The sequence below is a fragment of the Stenotrophomonas sp. STEN013 genome, from assembly GCF_056760355.1.
The window spans coordinates 1-19547 of sequence record NZ_JBRREO010000013.1 but is presented as its reverse complement, the minus strand read 5'-3'; the positions used below and the strand labels follow the sequence as shown (position 1 = coordinate 19547).

Below are 19547 nucleotides of genomic sequence, written 5' to 3'. Positions count from 1 at the left end.
GACTGATGAAATCGATACTTCGCATCCTTGGGGCGCTGCTGCTGAGCAGTGTGTTTACGGCATGCGGCGTTGGCTCTTTCACCTCAGGTGCCTACGCGGATGTGAGGCATAGAGCGCCGCCGCAGCCCGAACTCAAGCGCAACCCCACTCCCACCGCGTACGAACTGACGGTGACGCTGAAAGACGCGCCGGGTCCATTCGCCTCGATCAAAGGCTTCATGCAGTACGAGACGAAACTGGCCGACCCGTGTCTGCCGGATCTGGGGGGCATGGCCGGTACGCGGATGCGGATCAAGGAGAACGTGCCGTTCGAACTGCAACAGGTCGATGCCGATACCTATCGCGGTGTGATCTATACCGACCTGTTCGAGGACCACGATTACTTTGGTCTTGGTCCATGTCGCGTCGGCTTTGTCGAGGCGCGAATAGATCTAAATCCAGATGGCGGCAGTACTTCGACGCGTTTCATTGGTGGTGTCGATGGTGGCGAGATTGAAACGGAAAGCGCTGTTGACGTCTATTTCCCCCGTAGGCAATACGGTCGAAATGATATGGATGGCGTGGGTGTGCCGGGTATGCGGCCGGGAACCCCTTTTCATGAACGCTGGAAAGCTGAAGATCTGTTTTCCGTGGAGATGTCAGTCCTGAGGAAGCCATGAGTCCCTCAACGGATGCGATGGCCGTAATTGCCGTCGACAGCTACGTTGACCCACGCAGCCGTGGCGATGATGAGACGATCAAGATCGATGGACATGGGTTCCACGCGATCAACCACTTCAATAACCCGGCTGGATATCAGGTAGCCGACTATCAGGACGAGGTGACGGGCCAGCTGGTTGTCATCCATAGCTGTACGGCCTGCGACAAGTCACTTATCGAGGAGTGAGCACCGCTCCCGATACGATTCCCGCGAGCAACGAGAGGTAACGGTAAGAAGCGATGCGGGCAACGGAGTACGTCCTCAAGACACCGCTGCGGCAGATGATCCGGCAGCTTCCAGTTCATGCCGACTTTCGTCGTTGCGCTGCTCCTCGACCAGCCGCAGGAACAGCTGCGCCAGCGTCACCACATCCTGATGGTTGTGCTCACCGACACGGCGCAGGTTGCGGGCGCTGCCGCCGCGCAGATAGCCCAGCCACGCCGCCGGGGCTTCGGAGCCGGGCAGGTCATCCTCGCGGGCGATCTGCAGCAGCTGCCGTTCGATGGTGCCCAGCCTGCAGTTCTCCCAGGTGCCGCGATAACGGCGGCGGGTCGGGAACAGCAGGTCCACATGGTCCAACGCCGAAATGGGATCGCCACGCCGTGCCAGCCGGTAGCGCGTCTTCAGCAGCGGCGCGTCGTAGCAGCGGCCGTTGTAGCTGGACAGCACGGTGGACGGCGCCAGCCAGCTGGCGAACAGCTCCAGCATCGCGCTCTCGGCGGCCATCGTGGCCATCAGCAGCTGGCGCACACGCAGGCCTTCACCACGCGCGGCATCACGATGCCAGTCGGCGACGCCGACCATGAAGGCGCGGGTGCCGGTGCCGCCGGCCAGACCGGTGGTTTCGGTATCGAAGAACAGCAGATCGTGCGGGGCCACCGCCTCATCGGGGCGCTTGCTGAAAGCCAGCGACAGCGGCTGCGCGGGAATTGGCTGGGGCAGAAAGGCTTCGATCAGATGCAGGCCGGGCGCGATCTCGCTGCCGGGCAATTCGCGATCAACGGGGCCCGCAGGTTCGGCGCGCAACGGAGCGCCGGCAGCCCGCTTGCGGGTGGCGAGCAGGCGCCGCAACACGTCGCCATCCTGCGGCCGGCGCACAGCTGGCCGCGTGGAAGTTGCGGCAGGCGCACGCGGTGCCGCGACCGCTTTGTGCTGGATCTGCTCGACCCAGCCGAACACCGAGGTTTCGCGCGGCGCCGGTGGATGTTGTTGCGCGCGCGCTGCCGTATCGCCGTGCGCGGGCAATGGCGGTGTGGCGACATCTGCGATGGGGGAGGCGGTGGCGTTTTCCGCGGTCGATGTCGGCGACGTCGCTACCGTCGCCGCGTCTGCAATCGTCCCATCGCTGTCTGGTTGCGAAGAACCTCGCGCGTCCCTTGTCGTCGCTGAAAAAGCGGAAGCGGGTGACGTCGCTGCATCCACCACCAATGCGGAAGACGGCGCAAGCGCTGCCTTGTCCACATGCCCGGCCTGTTTCCGCAGCGCTTTGAGCTTGTCCAGGCTGATGCTCATGGCAGCAGGTCGAGCGCCTCGTCCACGTCATCGACCATCACGGCGGGCACCTGATCGCAGCGCTCGGCCGACAGCAGCGCCAGTACCCGCAGCGCCAGCGAACGCGGCGTGACGTCGTTGTTGTCCTCCTGCGCGGCCAGCACCGGACCGACACAGGCCGGGCAGCCGGCGCTGCAGTCGCAACGCTCGACCAGTTCCAACGCGCGCTGTACCAGCTCGTCCTGACGCTGCCACAGCGGCTCGCTCAGGCCCACGCCGCCGGGGAAGTTGTCGTACAGGTACACCGTCGGCACGAAACTCTGCATCAGTTCCACCGTGGTCTCGCCGGCGTCGTTGCCACGCAGCTGCCCGCGGCCGGTCTGGTCGGCGATTGCAAACCAGGCGCCATCGCCGCTGCCCACCGCCTTCTGCAGGTCGCGCGCATCGGCCATCACCGCCACCGTGGCGACGATGTGCAGCGCATAGGCCGCGCCGAGGAAACCATCCAGCGCGTCCTGCTTCTGCGCGAAGCTGCGCAGCAAGGTCGCCTGCGGCAACTGCCACCACACCGCGGTGGTATGCAGTTCCTGGTCGGGCAGGTTGACCGGGCCGTAGCCGATGTTCTCGTGCGTGTAGTAGCGGATCTTCTTGTAGCCGGCCACGCGCCGCACGACATGCACCTCGCCATGGTGCGAATCGCCGCGACCGGCGCTGTTGCCGTCGAAGCGGTCCAGCACCTTGAGCTTGGTGAAGTCGATGCTGTCGGTGTAGTAGTCCACGTGCGTGCGGGTCACGTAGGCCTTGCGCCCGTCCCAGTCCAGCCGCTCCACCTGGTAGGGCGTGCTCTGCACCATGTGGATCGCGCCTTCATACAGGGTCAGCGCGGCGGCGGAATAGTCCACCTCGGCGATGATCTGCTGCTTGCCGTCGCTGCGGTCCACCACCACGAAGTTGCCATCGGCCACCGCGCGCAGGCTCACCGCGTTGGCGGGGTAGCTGTCGGCGATCCACTCCCAGCGGTCGCCTTCCTGGTGCACCACTTCGGTCTCGGCCAGTGCCTGCAGGAACACCAGCGGGTCGATCGGCCCGAACGGTTCACCGGCCAGGAACGGCAACTCGAACGCGGCACAGCGGATGTGGTCGAACAGGATCAGCGGCTGGTCCGGCGAGATGCGTGCGTGTTCGGGCGTGGCATTGGCGAAGAAATCCGGATGTCGCACCACGTACTGGTCCAGCGGCTGGCTGCTGGCCACCATCACGCCCAGCGCCGCCTGCTGACGCCGACCGGCGCGGCCGAAGCGCTGCCAGGTGGCGGCGACGCTGCCCGGGTAGCCGTTGAGGATCACCACATCCAGCGCGCCGATATCCACGCCCAGTTCCAGCGCCGAGGTGCTGACGATGCCGTCGATATCGCCGGCGCGCATCGCCCGTTCCACCTCGCGCCGTTCGGTCGGCAGATAGCCGCCGCGATAGGCGCGGATACGCGCCGGTTTGCGCGGGTCGTGATCGAAGATGTCTTTCAGATACTTGGTCAGCACTTCCACCATCAAGCGCGTCTGTGCGAACACCAGCGTCTTCAAGCCGCTCTTGATCGCGATGCGTGCAATGCGATTGGCTTGCGAGCGGGCGGAGGCACGCAGGCCAAGGTCCGGGTTGATCACCGGCGGGTTCCACAGCAGCACGTGCTTGGGTCCGCTCGGCGCGCCGGACTCGGTGATCGCATGCACCTTCTCTTCCACCAGCGCCTCGGCATGCGCATGCGGGTTGCCGATGGTGGCCGAGCACAGGATGAACTGCGGTTGCACGCCGTAGAACGCGCAGATGCGCTTGAGCCGGCGCAGCACATTGGTGACATGGCTGCCGAACACACCGCGATAGGTGTGGATCTCGTCGATCACCACATAGCGCAGGTTCTCGAAGAACTGCGCCCACTTGGTGTGATGCGGCAGGATCGCCTGGTGCAGCATGTCCGGGTTGCTGACCACGATATCGCCATGCAAACGGATCGCCTGCCGCGCATCGCCGGGCGTATCACCGTCGAAGGTGAAGGCCTTGACCCCAAGATCGCCGGCCCGGTTGAGCTCCAGCAGCTCGGCCACCTGGTCCTGCGCCAGCGCCTTGGTCGGGAACAGGTACAAGGCCTTGGCATTGCCCTGCATCGCCGCGCTTACCACCGGCAGCGTGTAGCACAGCGATTTGCCAGAGGCGGTCGGGGTGACGATGGCAACATGCTCGCCGCGCTGGGTGGCGTCCCAGGCCTGCGCCTGGTGCGAGTACAGCTGCTCGATGCCGCGCGCCTTCAAGGCGGCTTTCAGCGCCTCCGGCACGTCATCGGGAATTGGCGCGTAACTGCCTTCGCGGCCGGGAAGGGTGAAGCTGCCGGTCACCCGGTCCTTGTAGCGCCGGGCCAGGCGCTGGCCCAGCAGCGAGCCGTCACGCGAAGGCAGGCCATCGGTGGTTGCCAGCGCCCGTTCGCTGGCTTCGGTGCGGGGAGCGAGGGAGAACGCCATGCACGCAACTGCCGGTCAAAGGAGCGGCATGGAAACACACCCCGATCTCAGCGTGTGAGACGGATTTGTTTTCCAGGCTGAACAGGGCTGGGCATCCACCAACAAAATCTGAAGCCGCGCCGCCGTATCCTGCGCGCTCGGCGGAACAGGCGGACGTGGATGATGGTGGCAACACGTGGATGGCAGGCGATGATGGCCGGCCTGCTGTTGGCAGGGGCGGCGCAGGCGCAGGCGCAGCAGACGCCGCCGTCCGCACCGGCGTTACCGGGAACCGCCGGGGTGGCGCCCCCCATCGCGTCGCCCGCCGGGCAGCCGGCTCCGCCAACGCCGGCGCAGGACAAGGTCACCACCCTGGAAGAGGTGCGGGCGCTCAAGCCCGAGGACGAGCAGCCGCTGGACCTGTACCGCTTCAAGAGTCCGGTCGCACCTGCGCCCAACCGTTTCAGCAAATCCTGGAGCGAGCCGCCCACGCCCGAACAGGTCAGCATCAGTGGTGGCTACCTTTTCATGGGCATCAACTACGGGCTGATGGCCGCGGCCAAGGGCCTGCATAAACTCACCAATGGCCGCGACCAGATCCAGTCCGCCATCGCCCGCCCGCCACCGGAGTTGGACGCCGAACAGCAGCGTCGCGCGCTGCAGTTCTGCCAGCAGCAGGGGGACTGCCCGGCGCCGCCGGGTTCGTGAGTCGAACGGTCCACGCCGACAGGAGGCTGGCCGCGGGGCCGTCACCGGCGCTGGGTGGGCGCGGCGGGTTCCGTTAAAGTAGCGCCATGAACAAAGAAAAGATCACCGGCGGCCTGCTCATCGCCATCGAAGGCATTGATGGCGCTGGCAAATCCACCCTCGCGCGCAAACTGGCGGGGGTGCTGGAATCTGCCGGTGCGGAAGTCGTCCTGAGCAAGGAGCCGACCAATGGCCCCTGGGGGACGCGCCTGCGGGAGACCGCGGCTACCGGAAGGCTACGCCCGGAAGAGGAGGTGGAATACCTGCTTCTGGATCGCCAGCAGCATGTGGAAGAGATCATCCGGCCGGCGCTGGACAGGGGGCAGATCGTCATCCTGGATCGCTATTTCCCTTCAATGGTGGCGTATCAGGGCGCTGCGGGTCTGCCGGTGGAGCAAATGCTGCATTCCAATGATTTCGCACCCCGGCCGGATCTGCTGCTTTTGCTGGACCTGACGCCGGCGCAGGGGCTGCAGCGGATCCGCGCGCGCGGTGATGTGCCCAATCATTTTGAAACGGCCCAGAATCTGGAGCGCTGCCGCGAGATCTTCAATCAGCTGGAGTTGCCCGGCAAAACGGTGATCGATGCCAGCCGGGGTGAAGCCGAAGTGCTGGGGGATGCACATGCCGCCACCGTGGCGGCCCTGGCCAGGCGGATTGCGGAAGATGGGGGCCTGACGCCGGAAAATGTCCAGAAACTGGAACGCCTTACGGCCGCGGTTGCCTCCTGACCTGCGGAAACGGCGCCCGGCCCTCCCGGACCGGTGTCTACGCACTGCCCGTGTCTTCCGGGCGGTACGGCTCGGAGCGTTTGCGGTGGCTGCATCCCGCACTCCCCATGGCGTCTAATACGTGCATGAATTCCCCATCCCCGCGCCCGTCACCGCGGCGTACCGCCGCGACGCCTGCCGCGGCGACGCCCGGCCTGCATCCCCGCAACCGCCATCAGGGCCGCTATGACCTGCCACGGCTGGTTGCCGCCAACCCGGCGCTGAAGGCGCACCTGGTCCGCACGCCGGCGGGCACGCAGAGCATCAATTTCAGCGATCCGCTGGCGGTGCGCGAGCTCAACCGCGCGCTGCTGGCCAGTGATTACGGCATCAGGCACTGGGATATTCCCGAGGGCTACCTGTGCCCGCCTGTGCCGGGCCGGGTGGACTACCTGCACGGACTGGCCGATCTGCTGGCCGCCGATGCCGGCGGCACGATCCCGCGCGGACCGCACGTGCGCGTGCTGGATATCGGCGTTGGCGCCAACTGCATCTATCCGCTGCTTGGGCAGGCCGAATACGGCTGGTCGTTCGTTGGCAGCGATATCGATCCGGACGCGTTGCAGTGCGCCGCCGCCAACCTCCAGGCCAACGGTCTGGCCAAGGTGATCGAGCTGCGCCAGCAGCATGCGCGTGGCAGCCTGTTCGCCGGACTGCTGCAGCCGCAGGAACGCTTCCAGCTGACCATGTGCAATCCGCCGTTCCACAGCTCGGCCAAAGAGGCCGCGCAGGGCAGCCAGCGCAAGCGCCGCAACCTCGGCAACGCGCCGGCGCCACGCGGCAGCCGGGCGCCGGCATTGAACTTCGGGGGCCAGGCCAACGAGCTGTGGTGCACCGGCGGCGAAGCCTCGTTCCTGCGCCGGATGATCAAGGAAAGCGTGGTGTTCCAGACGCAGGTACTGTGGTTTTCCTCGCTGGTGGCCAAAAGCGAGCATCTGCCCGACCTGCACAAACAGCTGGCCAAGGCCGGCGCCGCCGAGGTGCGCGAGGTCGCCATGGCCCAGGGCCACAAACAGAGCCGCTTCGTGGCGTGGAGTTTCCACGCGCCGGCCGCGCGCAGGGCGTGGTTGCAGGAGTAGGTCGCGGGGGGGAGGGATAAAACCTGCTTTGGCAACCGGCCCAGCCGCCCACAGCCCGGGCCAATGCCGACATTTCCGTCGGCGCCTGGCCGCACGCGGCGGGATGCCTGTCAGGCCGCCGGACCTCGCGCAGGTATTTCGGGTATACAGGAATGCGCTTTGCCCGCCGTTTCCCTGACCGACTTTCGAGGATCAACGTGCTGACCCATTACCGTGCTGGAAGACTCGTCGCCAAGATTTTCATCAGGCTGGCCTGGGCCATTTTGATGGCCTTCGCTCTCATCCTGTTGATCGGGTTGCCCGGCTATTTCCTGTTTACCGGCAACTCCATCGCCGGGAGTTTGCAGCTGCTTCCCCATTCTGTTTTTCCCCTGCTGCCGTTGACATATGCGTGTCTGGCGACCGTGCTGTTCGGCCATGTCGCGCTGGCGGTGTTCGCCTGGCGGGTGGGGGCGCTCAACCCCGGCCCCCCCCGCCCCCCCCGCCGGCGGGGGCGGTCGACTGGAACGGGGCCAACAGAAACCGCGGCCTCGGCCGCGGTTTTCCATTTCAGAAAACGTGCCGCCGCCGGACCCTGACGATCCCGCATCCCGCATCCATGCCCCCTGCAGCGTGCGCCGGGGACACTCGCGGCGCCGCCATCCGACTTCGTTTTCACATGAATGAATACGAGCGCGGTTATGTGCAATGCTCCGCTGCCCGCCCTCTGGGCGTCCACCTGTGGAGACCGGAAGACCCACCATGCTCAAGCCACTTGTCCTCTGCGCCGCGTTGTTCCCCGCCACCGTCTTCGCCTGGCCGACCCCGGAGCAGGCGCTGGACGCGTTTGTGAGATTCGAACTTTCCGGCGGCCGGCTGGAAACGGACCCGGACACGCTGGCGCCGCTGGTCCACGCCCCTGCCGACTACGAAACCATCGGCGCGGACACGATCTCCGTGGCCAGCACCCACCGCATCGGCAAACTGCGCTGCAGCACCGGCAGCTGCATCGCCGAGGTCGCCTACGTGCTGCCGGCCGCGGCCAAGTACGGCGATATTCCTCTGTACAACGGCACCCGCCAACGCACCGAGAAGGTCCGCTACCGGCTGCTCAACCGCGACGGCGACTGGCGCGTGGACGCCGGCTCGATCAGCGATGCGCCGATCGTGGATGAGGCGGCGCTGGCCGCGCACCTGGCCATGCTGCAGGAAGATGCTGGCGAGGCCGACGCCGAAGGCTGATCCCCCCGCGCGGAACCGGTCGTCGTAGCTCCACGCGTCGCGTTCGATTCCCGCCCGTCGCAACAAAAAGGGCTGCCTTCTGGCAGCCCTTTCGTTAGGTCGCGGTGTTGCGGCGACGGTTTATCGCCCGGTCGCCAGCCGCTCCTCCTCGGCGGTATAGGCCGAGTGTGTGCCGGCCGGGGCGCCGTCCATGCCGGTGGCGAAGTAGGCCACGCCGGTGCCGCTGGCCGGGTCGATCCACAGCCCCGAGCGCAGGCCGTAGGCGTTGCCCGAATGGCCCACGCGCACGATGCCGTCGCCGAACGGGTCATCGCCGCAGTCCGGGTGGCCGCTGGCCAGGGTGATGGTGGACAGGCCGTAGCGGCACATCGTGGCGCGCGGCTGGCCCGGCGGCGGCTCCGGCTCGCCGTCCTCCCAGGTCTGGCCGTTGCCCGGCGCGTACACCCACTGCGGGGTCAGCAGGGTCTGTACCGAGGCCGGACTGAGCACCCGCACCCCGTCGATCTCACCCTTGCCCAGCAGCAGCCGGCCGACCCGCGCCAGCGCGGTGGCGCTGATCCGCAGCCCGCCCTGCGGCGAGAACGCGCCGCCATTGCGGCCCGGCTGCCACAACGCCAGGTCACAGCTGCCGTTGGCGGCGCGGCGCACGTTGCATTCGGGTTTTGCGCCGCGGTTGTCATCCACCGCCGGCTTCCCTGCGGCGTCATACAGCACCACCGCACGCGCGGCGGTGGCGGCATTGCAGCTTTCCCAGCCGTAGCAGGCGGTGATCTTCGCCGGCTGCAGCACCAGCCGCTGCATCAGCAGGTCGAAGCGCTCGCCCGTGGCGCGCTCCATCATCGAGGCCACCAGCGGCGAGTTGAGGTTGGTGTAACGGAACCAGGTGCCCGGCGCGTGCGTATCCCAGGCGCGCGGATCGTCCAGAATCTCGCGGATGTCGCCATCCAGCGGTGTGGCCCAGTAGCCGGCGTCATCGGTCAGCCCGGAGCGGTGCGAGAGCATCAGCCGCAGGGTGATCGGGGTATCGGCAAAGCGCGGATGGCGCAGCGGCCAGCCCAGATAAGTCGACACGTCGGTATCCAGGTCGAAGGTGCCTTCCTCCACCAGCCGCATCACGCCGATAGCCAGCACCAGCTTGGAGATCGAGGCGATCCGCACCGGATCCTCCACGCTGAGCGCGCGCTGGGCCTGCACATCGGCCAGCCCCTGGGCCTGGGTGGCGGTGACGCCGTCGCGGTCGAAGGCCACCCGCGCGCTGGCGATGGGCTGGTGGGCCGCGGCGGGCAGGGCGAACAACAGCAGCGCGGCAAGGCTGCCGGACAGGACGGTACGCATGGTGATTCCCCGGTGATGTACCGGTGTTGATAGCCAGCCGGCGGGAAACCGTCAAGCCGGCGTGACGCCCGTCGCCCGGAAAGCCGGGGCCGACGTGGGGTGCGCGGAGCAATTTGCTCGGGCCGTCGAGCAAAAAGCCCGGCGTGCCGAGTAGGAGAGTTCGGCGTTTGGAGCAAATTGCTCGGGCTTCCGAGCAAAAAGCTCGACGCTCCGGGTAATTTGCTCGGGCTTCGGAGCAAAAAGCCCGGCGTGCCGGGCAGGGGAGCTCGGCGTTCGGAGCAAATTGCTCGGGTCTCCGAGTAAAAAGCTCGACGCTCCGGGCAAATCTGCTCGGGCTTCGGAGCAAAAAGCCCGGCGTGCCGGGTAGGGTAGCTCGGCGTTCGGAGCAAATTGCTCGGGTCTCCGGGCAAAAAGCTCGACGCTCCGGGCAAATCTGCTCGGGCTTCGGAGCAAAAAGCCCGGCGCGCCGGGTAGGGGAGCTCGGCGTTCGGAGCAGATTGCTTGGGCTTCCGAGCAAAAAGCTCGGTCGATGGAGCAATTAGCTCGACGCTCCAGGCAATATGCTTGGCTGTCCGAGCTCTGAGCTCGGAACAGTCATCCCCGGTGTGCCGCTGCGGTGCCGCGAAGCTTTCTGCTTTCCGCTGTTGACGTGCCCAAGCCGTGAAAGCATGCCGAGCATCGCAGCGGAGCGGGGGAATAAGGCGCGGGTGTCTGAGCGCAGCGAGTTCCGCGCCGCCCCGTTCCGCGAGAAGCGCAGGGCACCGATGCGGCTTTACCGCATCGGCATGCGTCCGGCGGAAGCGGTTTTGGTTCCTTTTGCCGCAACCAAAAGGAACCCGGCTGCGCAGCAGGCGGAAGCCTTTGCTCTCGTCTTTAAATCTTGAAAAGCCAAGGCAGAACAGCTTTCGTGCACCTGCGGTGCGCGAGTCACTTTGACCAGCCATTCGGCTGTTGAGGAACTTCTCTTTGCTTGTGCAAAGAAAAAGTAACCAAAAGAGGCGCTTCTCCAACAGCCGAATGGCTGGTCAAGCATACCCGGGACGCATGCCCGCGCGGTGCGCGGGTCCGCCACTGCCCGGCGCATTTTTCGACGGCACATCCATGTACCGGCGAAAAACGACGCGCTCCTGCGCGTCGCCCTGCGGGTATCCGAGCCGGTCATTGGCCATGCTCTACGGGGTGAACGTCAAAAGCGGAAAGCAGAAGCTTATAAGTCAACCTCACCCGGCTATCGTGACCCCGTTATAGCGAGTTCCCAGGATTTATTGTTGAAGCCAAGTCGCTAGCCTCTGGATAGTTGTTTTATCGCCTGCGTGATCGATATTTCCGTTAGTTTCAGTTTTGTACGCGAACTGAGCCTTGGCGGAGTTGGATTTTGGTATTCCCAAGTGCGACTCAATTGCGCCGCCTGGCCATATCCAAATATTCTTTGGAAGAAGCTTGCTATGCAGATTCATACAGCTTTGAGTGTTTGCACCAGCCATGATTGCATAAGCTTCTTCGGCCTTTATGGATGCGCCTGATTTTTCCGGGAGGCCGGCTTGGTTGAGGTTTATGTTGTGTGCTGCGCTATTTGTGGATAGCCAAGATAGGCATGCTAAGAGATCTGGATCGTTGTTTGATATCAATCCAATTGATGGGGCTAGCTTGAAAGCAAAATCCAGGTCATAGATGCACTTGGGTGAATATCCAAGACTCTCTAGCAATTCAGAGATTGGACGCGATCCGCTGCCTCCCCCGGCTTCAATGAGGGCGATGCTGGATTCTTGAAGTGTTTTGTTTGAACAGATTTTGTAGATTAATGGAAGTAGGGTTCTCTCCGTTTTTCCCTCTACGACAACCGGGCGGTCGGAGAATAGCCATTGAGAACTATGATTAAGCGAAAAAAGAACATCTGCAGAGTTGTTGTTGTTCAATGAGGCTAGCGCATTGGATGCCTTTGGACGGGCATTCGTTCCGCCATTTGGGCATTTCCAAAACACCATGGTTTGAGCAGCGTCTCCTGCTTCAATCATCAGTGGTGAGTGTGTTGAGAAAAATATCTGAAAGTCCCCATTTGATAGTGTCTTTAGCGCCGACTTGACCTTTCCTATTGCTTGGGGGTGTAGATAAAGCTCCGGCTCGTCAATTAAGATCAAGGTATTCGTGTTTGAGTGGGTGTTCTTGGTTGTTTCGGCGAGCAGGTTTATCAAGGCCATTTGCACGGTTCTTTGTGTGCCGTGACCGTAATCTGAAAAGTCTCGGTCTTGTCCGCCAATTTCCCTTAATTTTATTTTCGTTGCTTTTATTATTTCATCGATGCTTGGAGGGGGCATTTCTAGGTTTATAGAGATGCCGGGAAATAGCGAGTTGATGCTATTTGTTGCCCTTAGCTCAAGGTTGTTGATCTCATTTAATCTGTTTGGCCCGTTCAGATGTGCTCCCACTCTTGCTATATCAGATTCAAGAGTTTGGACCGACGCCTGGTTGTTGAGTCGAGCACTTTCCATTGCGAACTTTATTAGTAGTCCGATTGTGTTCCGCGCTCCGAATTTGGCAACGTCATCTTCAGCATCATCCATTGCTTTTATATATACCGGCTCTGGAAGGGCCTTCCCAATTGCGGTATCCAGCCCGGTAGGGTTGGCAGCCCACTGCCCGTTTCCGTCGAGGACTTCGATTTTTATATCTTTCGCAGAACAGTTTGGGCTCGGCTGAATTCTTCTAAATGTGATTTTGTCGTTTGCGATGAAGCTTTTGATTTGCCTTTGTTGGTTATCCGGGAGTACCGATATCATGCTCTGGGCATCATCTATGGTTGCGGATACCCATAGTTCGCTTCCTTGATCATTGAAGTCGCGTGCATCTAGAGTCGATTTCTTCAGGAGCCAGTAGATGGCCCTAATTAAGTTTGATTTTCCACTGTTGTTGTATCCAACAATTGGGTTGAAGTTGCTGGCATCTATTTCGAGAAATTTTATTGTTCTAAAGTTGCTTATTGAAAGTTTTATTATTTGAGACATTGGTTTTCCTTTCGTGAATATTGAGATTTCGGTGTTAATCCGAATTGGATTCACCCACCCCGACACCGCTGCCAGCCACCGGCTGCGGCGGATACCTGCTCCCAGCCATTGCTCAGGCGCTTGAATGCCTGCCCGCCGACGCAGGCATAGCCCAGCGTCTTGGCCGGCTCGGAGCCCAGCGGCGGTAGTTCGATGATGGAAGACGAGGGGGCGGGGCGGCCCTGCCGGCGGGCTTCGCCCTGCAGGGTCATGTTCTCGATGCCCTGGCAGTAACCGGCCATGCCCGGGTGCGGGTGGTGGCGGTACTGCTCGCAATTGAAGGGCGTGGTGTCGCGCGCCATCGAATTGTGTGGCTGCCGCGGCGGCGGAATGTATTGGCGCTGCTGCGTACCCACCGCCGCGCGCACCGTCTGCGCATGGGCGGCGGTGCTGCACAACATCCCGGTTATCACGATCCACCGCACGACAGCGCGTGCGGACAAAACACATTCCATGTGTCCCCCTGTGATTCCCTGCGGAATCGGACTTCGTGAAGACTCCTTCACCCCGGCCCTTATTTCAAGTCCGTGACTCTTACGATCAGGGCATTCCCCGCGTCGGCGTAGGAATTGTCGCGATTGGAATGTCGGTGGTTGCCGGGTGATGATGGCTCCAGAGCAACAGGGAGCGTGCAGGGAATGCTGGCCGAAGTCGTCGCTACGCCGCTGGTCGAGAACCGGCGCATCAATTACGTGCTGATCGATCACGAGAACGTGCAGCCCACCGATCTGCAGCTGCTGGACCGGGAGGATGTGCGCTTATGGGTGTTTGTGGGGGCCGGACAGGCCAGGTTGTCGGCCGATCTGGCAATCCAGATGCAGGCCATGCGCGAGCGGGCCGACTACGTGCGCATCTCGGGCAATGGTTCCAACGCGCTGGATTTCCACATCGCCTTCTACATCGGCCAGCTTGCGCGCGAAGACCCGCGTGGGTTCTTCCACATCATTTCCAGAGACACCGGCTTCGATCCGCTGATCGAACACCTGAAGGCGAAGAAGATATTTGCCTGCCGTTCGACGGCGATTGCGCAGATGCCCCTGTTCAAGCCGGTGGTGGCAAAAGCCGTTGCCGCATCGCCCGCGGTGACGCCGGAGGCGAAGCCAGTGGTCAAGCCCGCCGTGAATGCGGTGACGGTGATAGTGGAGAAGGCGTCCCAACAGTCGAAGCCAACGAAGATGGCGGCAGCCAAGGGGATGACAGCCGCGGAAAAGCTGGTGCGGATGAAAGAGCTGTTGGCCAAAGCGAAATCCGGCAAACCCGGAACCTTGGCGGCGTTGAAGAAGCACGTGGCGTCGCACTTTCAAAACCAGCTCAAGGCCGAGGAAGTGGATGCGCTGATTGCGGGGCTGACGAAGGCCGGCGTGGTGAAGGTGGAAGGCAGCAAGGTGCGGTATGCCTGAGGCCCACAGCGGGAGACGTCAAACAGCCAGCGCTCTGCATTCGGCGGTACTGGTCTATCTGCGATCCGGGACGCGCGGCGTCATGACGCCAGATGCGCAAGCGGCGCCGCCGCCGCGTGCGGGCTGGCGGTTCTTCATCGCCCGGCACCGGGTTCACGGCGGGCACATGGGGGCCGGCGCACCGTCGCTGGGGTTTTGCGGGCGCGCGTCCGGTCGCCGCGCCGTTGAGGAGAGGTGTTGATGGTCTTCCTGCTGATCGCCTACCTGGGCGGGGTACTCACGATCCTGAGCCCGTGCATCCTGCCGGTGCTGCCGTTCGTGTTCGCCCGCGCCGACCGCCCGTTCCGCCGCAACGGCCTGCCGCTGCTGATCGGCATGGGCGTGACCTTCGCGCTGGTGGCCAGCCTGGCCACGGTCGGTGGCGCGTGGGCGGTTCGGGCCAACCAGTACGGACGCTGGATCGCGCTGGCGGTGCTGGCGCTGTTGGGGCTGACGCTGTTGTCCGAGCGGGTGGCCGAATGGGTCAGCCGGCCGTTCGTGCGTATGGGCCAGCGCCTGTCGCAACGGGCCGATGCGGGCGGCGATTCGATCTGGGCCGCGCTCGGGCTGGGCGTGGCCACCGGCCTGTTGTGGGTGCCGTGCGCCGGGCCGATCCTCGGCCTGCTGCTGACCGCCGCGGCGATCAACGGGGCCAGCGTGGCCACCGCCTTGCTGCTGCTGGTGTACGCCGCCGGGGCCGCGACCTCGCTGGCACTGGCGTTGCTGATTGGCGGGCGCGTGTTCGCGGCAATGAAGCGCACCCTGGGCGCCGGGCAATGGTTGCGCCGCGCGCTGGGTGTACTGGTGCTGGCCGGGGTGGCGGCGATCGCCCTCGGGCTGGATACCGGGCTGCTGACCCGGGTGTCGCTGGCCAGCAATGGGCCACTGGAGCAGAAGCTGCTGGATACCTTGAAGCCGCCGCCGGGCGGCCCGGCGGTGGCGCAGCCGGCGTCCGAATCCGAGGTGCTGCTGGCCGACCTGGGCCCGATGCCGCCGCTGGCCGGCGCCACGCTGTGGTTGAACAGCCCGCCGCTGGACAATGCGGCGCTGCGCGGCAAGGTGGTGCTGGTCGATTTCTGGACCTACTCGTGCATCAACTGCCTGCGCGCGCTGCCGTATGTGCGCGCGTGGTCGGACAAATACGCCGCGCAGGGGCTGGTGGTGGTCGGCGTGCATGCCCCGGAATTCGCCTTCGAGAAGGACCCGGGCAACGTGCGCCGGGCGGTGCGCGAGCTGGGCATCGGCTATCCGGTGGCGTTGGACAACGACTATGCGATCTGGCGCGCGTTCAACAACCAGTACTGGCCGGCGCACTACTTCATCGATGCCAACGGCCGCGTGCGTTACCGGCATTTCGGCGAGGGCAACTATGCGCGCAGCGAGGCGGTGATCCGCCAGCTGCTGCGCGAGGCCGGCGATGCCGCGCTGCCGGCGGCCGGTACCGCGCCGCGCGCGGCCGGGGCGCAGGCCGCGCCTTCCACCGGCCTGCGGCAGTCGCCGGAAACCTATATCGGTTACGAACGTGCTGCCAACTTCGCCGGCGGCCGGCTGGTCTACGACGATGGCTGGGACTACCGCGCACCGTCGCAGCTGCGTCCGGACCAGTGGGCGCTGGACGGGCGCTGGAACGTGCAGCGTCAGTTCGCCCGCAACGAGGCCGCCGGGGCGCGCGTGCTGTACCGCTTCCGGGGCCGCGACCTGCATCTGGTGCTCGGCCCGGCCGGCGGTGGCAAGCCGCTGCGCTTCCGCATCCGTCTGGACGGGCAGGCGCCGGGCGCCGACCACGGCGTGGACACCGATGCCGACGGCCAGGGCGTGGTCACCGAGCACCGCCTGTACCAGCTGGTGCGGCAGCAGGCCGGCGGCGGCGAGCGGCTGTTCGAGATCGAGTTCCTCGACCCGGGCATGAAGGTGTACGCCTTCACCTTCGGCTGAGCGGCAGCGGGTCAGATCCAGCGTCGACGTCGATGAATGCGGCGCGTTGGCATCACCGCAACATCGGCTGCGGCAGGGTGTCGATTCTTCGCGCTCTCGCGCGTCGAACACTGGAAGGCGGCCATTCCGGTCGCCATCAGCCCGGAGCTGCCCCATGTCGTATGTCGATGGTTTCGTCCTGGCCGTGCCCACGGCCAACAAGGAAAAATTCATTGCCCATGCCCGCACTGGCGATGCGGTGTTCATCGAGCTGGGCGCGCTGCGCGTGGTCGAATGCTGGGGCGACGACGTCCCGCACGGCACGCAGACCGATTTCTTCCGCTGTGTGCAGGCCAAGGACGATGAGACGGTGGTGTTCTCGTGGATCGAATGGCCGGACAAGGCCACCCGCGATGCGGCGATGGAAAAGATGATGGACGACCCGCGCATGGACCCGGCCAACAACCCGATGCCATTTGACGGCAAGCGCCTGATCTACGGCGGTTTTGCGCCGCTGGTGCAGCTGCAGGCCTAGCCGGGCCCGCCGGCCGCTGAACACCTTGCATGGCCGCGTATCGCGCGCCGGATGAATTCACATGCACCAAACCCGGCCGCGCGCAGCGTTCGCCCACGCCCCGCCGCCTGTGGCGGCCTTTCCTGGAGAACACGATGAAACGCATCGCTTCCACCCCGCTCGTGCTGGCCGGCCTGCTGCTGGCCGGGGCCGCCCACGCCGAAGAGAAAGCCCGCTCGATGGATGCCAACGGCGATGGCATGGTCTCGGCCAGCGAGCATGCCGACGCGGCCAGGATGAAGTTCGAGACGATGGATGCCAACAAGGACGGCTTCGTCACCGCCGCGGAGATGGACCAGTCCCCGATGGCGATGGGCAAGGACCGCCCGATGCGGCAGCCGCCCGCAGCCGACCGGATCAGGATGATGGACGGCGATGGTGATGGAAAACTCTCCGCCCCCGAGTACGCCGCCGCCACGAAGAAGATGTTCGACAGTACCGACACCGACAAGAACGGCATGATCAGCCGCGCGGAAATGGAAGCCAGCCACAAGCCGATGGCCGCCAGAGCCGGCGGCAACAAATGATCCAGCGCCGGGCGCCGCGGTCGCCGCGCTGACTGCCGCGACCGCTGGCACCAGCGCCGCCGCGCCCATGCCGTTCGGCTCATGCGCGCACGCGGCCATCACGACAGGATGGAAGGTCCTTCCTGATCGAGAACTGCGTGATGCGTGTACTGCAACTGGCGGCGTTGAGTGTGGCGTTGGTGACGGCCACGGGACTTGCCTCGGCCGCGCCGCGGGTGCCGGACACGGATGCACGCGGGGTGCGGATCAGCGAGGCGGCCTACCCGGGCACGATCCGGCTGGAAGTGGATGCCACCGCGCTGGGCCAGCGCGTGTTCAAGATCCGCCAGCAGGTGCCGGTGCGGGCCGGCCTGCAGCGCTTCCACTACCCTGCCTGGCTGCCCGGCAACCACGCCGCCAGCGGCGCGATCGAGAAGCTGGCCGGGCTGGTGATCACCGGCAACGGCCAGCGCCTGGACTGGGTGCGTGATCCGCTGGATGTGTTCACCTTCAACGTGCAGGTGCCCGAGGGCGTCACCGAACTGCACATGGACTACCAGTTCCTGAGTCCCACCGATCCGGCGCAGGGCCGCACGGTGATGACCCCGAACATGCTCAACCTGCAGTGGAACGCGATGCTGCTGTACCCGGCCGGGCATGCCGCGCACGCGATCACCTATGAAGCCAGTGCGCGCTATCCGCAGGGCTGGCAGGCGGCGTCCGCGCTGGAGGTGGCGCGCCGTGACGGCGACACGGTGCATTACGCGCCGGTCAATCTGGAAATCCTGATGGATTCGCCGGTGTTCGCCGGCCGCTACCACAAGACCTTCGATCTGGCCCCGGCCGGCACCCGCCCGGTGCGGCTGAACGTGTTCGCCGACCGCGCCAAGGATCTGGAGGCCAAGCCCGAGCACATCGACCAGCACCGCGCGCTGGTGACCCAGGCGCGCAAGCTGTTCGGCGCCGAGCACTACGACCACTACGATTTCCTGTTCGCGGTGACCAGCCAGCTCGGCGGCATCGGCCTGGAGCACCAGCGCTCCAGCGAGAACAGCGAGGACCGAGACTACTTCAGCGGCTGGGACGCCAAGCTCGGCAGCAGCGACCTGCTCGGCCACGAGTACACCCACTCGTGGGACGGCAAGTACCGGCGTCCGGCCGATCTGGCCACGCTGAACTACAACGTGCCGATGCAGGGCAGCCTGCTGTGGGTGTACGAGGGCCAGACCCAGTACTGGGGCAACGTGCTGACCGCGCGCTCGGGCATCCGCCCGCTGCAGGCCTCGCGCGATGCGCTGGCGATGGTGGCGGCCACCTACGCCGACAACCGTCCCGGCATGGCGTGGCGCTCGCTGGGCGATACCACCAACGATCCGGTGATCGCGCGGCGCAAGCCCAAGCCCTACCGCGGCTACCAGATGAGCGAGGACTACTACCAGGGCGGGCAGATGCTGTGGCTGGAAGCCGATGTGCGCATCCGCACGCTCAGCGGCGGCAAGCGCAGCCTGGACGATTTCGCCCGCGCGTTCTTCGGTAAGAACGACGGCCAGTGGCAGCGGCCGGACACCTACACCTTCGAGGACGTGGCCGCGACGCTGGAACAGGTGCAGCCCACCGGTGACTGGGCGCGGTTCCTGACCGAGCGCGTGGACGGCCGTCGTGGCCTGACCGATGGTCTCGAGGCGGCCGGCTGGAAGCTGGTCTACCAGGACACGCCCAGCGCCTACTTCAAGGCGATGATGAAGGGCCGCGGCGTCAACCTGATCTATTCGCTGGGCCTGAATGTGAGCCCGGCCGGGACGGTGACCGAAGTGCGCTGGGACAGCCCGGCGTTCAACGCCGGTATCGGCAGCGGCATGCAGCTGCTTGCGGTCAACGACCTGCAGTACAGCGCCGAGGAACTGGAAGGCGCGGTGCGCGCGGCCAAGGACGACACCGCGCCGATCCGCCTGCTGGTCAAGCAGATGGACGTGTACCGCACCTTCGAGATCGACTACCACGGCGGCCTGCGCTATCCGGTGCTGCAGCGGATCGAAGGCCGTCCCGATCACCTGACGCCGATCCTCAGCGCGAAGAAATGATCTCCGCGTAGTGCCGGGCAATGCCCGGCAGAGGGTGGATGGGAAGACCTTGTAGCCCGGGGTAGGGGCGCGCCCCCCCGGGGGGGGGCGGCAGGCGGCCCCGGGGGGGGGCGGGTCACGGGGCGCGGCGGGCGGGGGGGGCTCGGGCCCCCGAGCGGCC

Annotated in this window: 18 protein-coding genes; 13 read left to right on the top strand and 5 right to left on the bottom strand. The window is 64.9% G+C overall.

Features of this window, described 5'->3' with window-relative positions; all coding sequences use genetic code 11:
• Positions 1 to 5 precede the first annotated feature (5 nt).
• Positions 6 to 659: a hypothetical protein gene (locus ACVOMH_RS15340; RefSeq protein WP_054658834.1), complete on the top strand. Its 654-nt coding sequence runs from the start codon at positions 6 to 8 to the stop codon at positions 657 to 659.
• The gene (locus ACVOMH_RS15335; protein ID WP_145974287.1) at positions 656 to 886 is read left to right on the top strand and encodes a hypothetical protein; all 231 of its coding nucleotides are present in this window, start codon (positions 656 to 658) and stop codon (positions 884 to 886) included. Before ACVOMH_RS15340 ends, ACVOMH_RS15335 begins: the two co-directional genes overlap by 4 nt.
• A 75-nt stretch (positions 887 to 961) precedes the next feature.
• Here ACVOMH_RS15335 and ACVOMH_RS15330 read toward each other — a convergent pair whose 3' ends face one another.
• Both ACVOMH_RS15330 and ACVOMH_RS15325 read right to left on the bottom strand, forming a co-directional pair.
• Positions 962 to 2212, bottom strand: coding sequence for a ribonuclease H-like domain-containing protein (locus ACVOMH_RS15330; RefSeq protein WP_481552529.1), 1251 nt, complete (start codon positions 2210 to 2212; stop codon positions 962 to 964).
• On the bottom strand, positions 2209 to 4701 hold the full coding sequence (locus ACVOMH_RS15325) for a DEAD/DEAH box helicase (RefSeq protein WP_481552528.1): 2493 nt from the start codon (positions 4699 to 4701) through the stop codon (positions 2209 to 2211). The genes ACVOMH_RS15330 and ACVOMH_RS15325 overlap by 4 nt, the downstream gene beginning before the upstream one ends.
• Positions 4702 to 4860: 159 nt before the next feature.
• Between ACVOMH_RS15325 and ACVOMH_RS15320 the strand changes: the two genes are divergently transcribed.
• The 5 genes from ACVOMH_RS15320 (at position 4861) to ACVOMH_RS15300 (ending at position 8497) form a co-directional block, all read left to right on the top strand.
• On the top strand, positions 4861 to 5388 hold the full coding sequence (locus ACVOMH_RS15320; RefSeq protein ID WP_481552527.1) for a hypothetical protein: 528 nt from the start codon (positions 4861 to 4863) through the stop codon (positions 5386 to 5388).
• Between the two features lie 86 nt (positions 5389 to 5474).
• Positions 5475 to 6158, top strand: coding sequence for a dTMP kinase (tmk, locus tag ACVOMH_RS15315; RefSeq protein ID WP_481524190.1), 684 nt, complete (start codon positions 5475 to 5477; stop codon positions 6156 to 6158).
• Between the two features lie 125 nt (positions 6159 to 6283).
• Positions 6284 to 7276 carry a 23S rRNA (adenine(1618)-N(6))-methyltransferase RlmF gene (gene rlmF, locus ACVOMH_RS15310; RefSeq protein WP_481552526.1) on the top strand — a complete coding sequence of 331 codons (993 nt, stop codon included), beginning with the start codon at positions 6284 to 6286 and terminating at the stop codon, positions 7274 to 7276.
• Positions 7277 to 7428: 152 nt separating this feature from the next.
• Entirely contained in the window at positions 7429 to 7854 is a 426-nt protein-coding gene (locus ACVOMH_RS15305; protein WP_481552525.1) for a hypothetical protein, read from the top strand.
• A gap of 163 nt (positions 7855 to 8017) precedes the next feature.
• Positions 8018 to 8497 (top strand): hypothetical protein, encoded by a 480-nt coding sequence (locus tag ACVOMH_RS15300; RefSeq protein ID WP_054660384.1) that lies wholly within the window; start codon positions 8018 to 8020, stop codon positions 8495 to 8497.
• A gap of 120 nt (positions 8498 to 8617) precedes the next feature.
• On the opposite strand, the gene ACVOMH_RS15295 is transcribed toward ACVOMH_RS15300, so the two are convergent.
• On the bottom strand, positions 8618 to 9832 hold the full coding sequence (locus ACVOMH_RS15295) for a serine hydrolase domain-containing protein (protein WP_057505928.1): 1215 nt from the start codon (positions 9830 to 9832) through the stop codon (positions 8618 to 8620).
• 707 nt (positions 9833 to 10539) lie between these two features.
• Between ACVOMH_RS15295 and ACVOMH_RS15290 the strand changes: the two genes are divergently transcribed.
• A complete protein-coding gene (locus tag ACVOMH_RS15290) occupies positions 10540 to 10716 on the top strand; it encodes a hypothetical protein (protein ID WP_158499978.1) in 177 nt (58 codons plus the stop codon).
• Positions 10717 to 11094: 378 nt separating this feature from the next.
• Here ACVOMH_RS15290 and ACVOMH_RS15285 read toward each other — a convergent pair whose 3' ends face one another.
• On the bottom strand, positions 11095 to 12888 hold the full coding sequence (locus tag ACVOMH_RS15285) for an AAA family ATPase (protein WP_157722867.1): 1794 nt from the start codon (positions 12886 to 12888) through the stop codon (positions 11095 to 11097).
• Positions 12885 to 13274 carry a hypothetical protein gene (locus ACVOMH_RS15280; RefSeq protein ID WP_425478343.1) on the bottom strand — a complete coding sequence of 130 codons (390 nt, stop codon included), beginning with the start codon at positions 13272 to 13274 and terminating at the stop codon, positions 12885 to 12887. The genes ACVOMH_RS15285 and ACVOMH_RS15280 overlap by 4 nt, the downstream gene beginning before the upstream one ends.
• 237 nt (positions 13275 to 13511) lie before the next feature.
• Here ACVOMH_RS15280 and ACVOMH_RS15275 point away from each other — a divergent pair, with 237 nt between their 5' ends.
• The 5 genes from ACVOMH_RS15275 (at position 13512) to ACVOMH_RS15255 (ending at position 19387) form a co-directional block, all read left to right on the top strand.
• Positions 13512 to 14273, top strand: coding sequence for a PIN domain-containing protein (locus ACVOMH_RS15275; RefSeq protein WP_054659530.1), 762 nt, complete (start codon positions 13512 to 13514; stop codon positions 14271 to 14273).
• Positions 14274 to 14513: 240 nt separating this feature from the next.
• Complete coding sequence (locus tag ACVOMH_RS15270) at positions 14514 to 16247, top strand: cytochrome c biogenesis protein DipZ (RefSeq protein WP_057505930.1); 1734 nt, start codon at positions 14514 to 14516, stop codon at positions 16245 to 16247.
• A 154-nt stretch (positions 16248 to 16401) separates the two neighbouring features.
• On the top strand, positions 16402 to 16761 hold the full coding sequence (locus ACVOMH_RS15265) for a DUF1428 domain-containing protein (protein WP_054660754.1): 360 nt from the start codon (positions 16402 to 16404) through the stop codon (positions 16759 to 16761).
• Positions 16762 to 16895: 134 nt separating this feature from the next.
• Entirely contained in the window at positions 16896 to 17327 is a 432-nt protein-coding gene (locus ACVOMH_RS15260) for an EF-hand domain-containing protein (protein ID WP_158499979.1), read from the top strand.
• 140 nt (positions 17328 to 17467) lie between these two features.
• Complete coding sequence (locus ACVOMH_RS15255) at positions 17468 to 19387, top strand: M61 family metallopeptidase (RefSeq protein WP_054660511.1); 1920 nt, start codon at positions 17468 to 17470, stop codon at positions 19385 to 19387.
• Positions 19388 to 19547 lie beyond the last annotated feature (160 nt).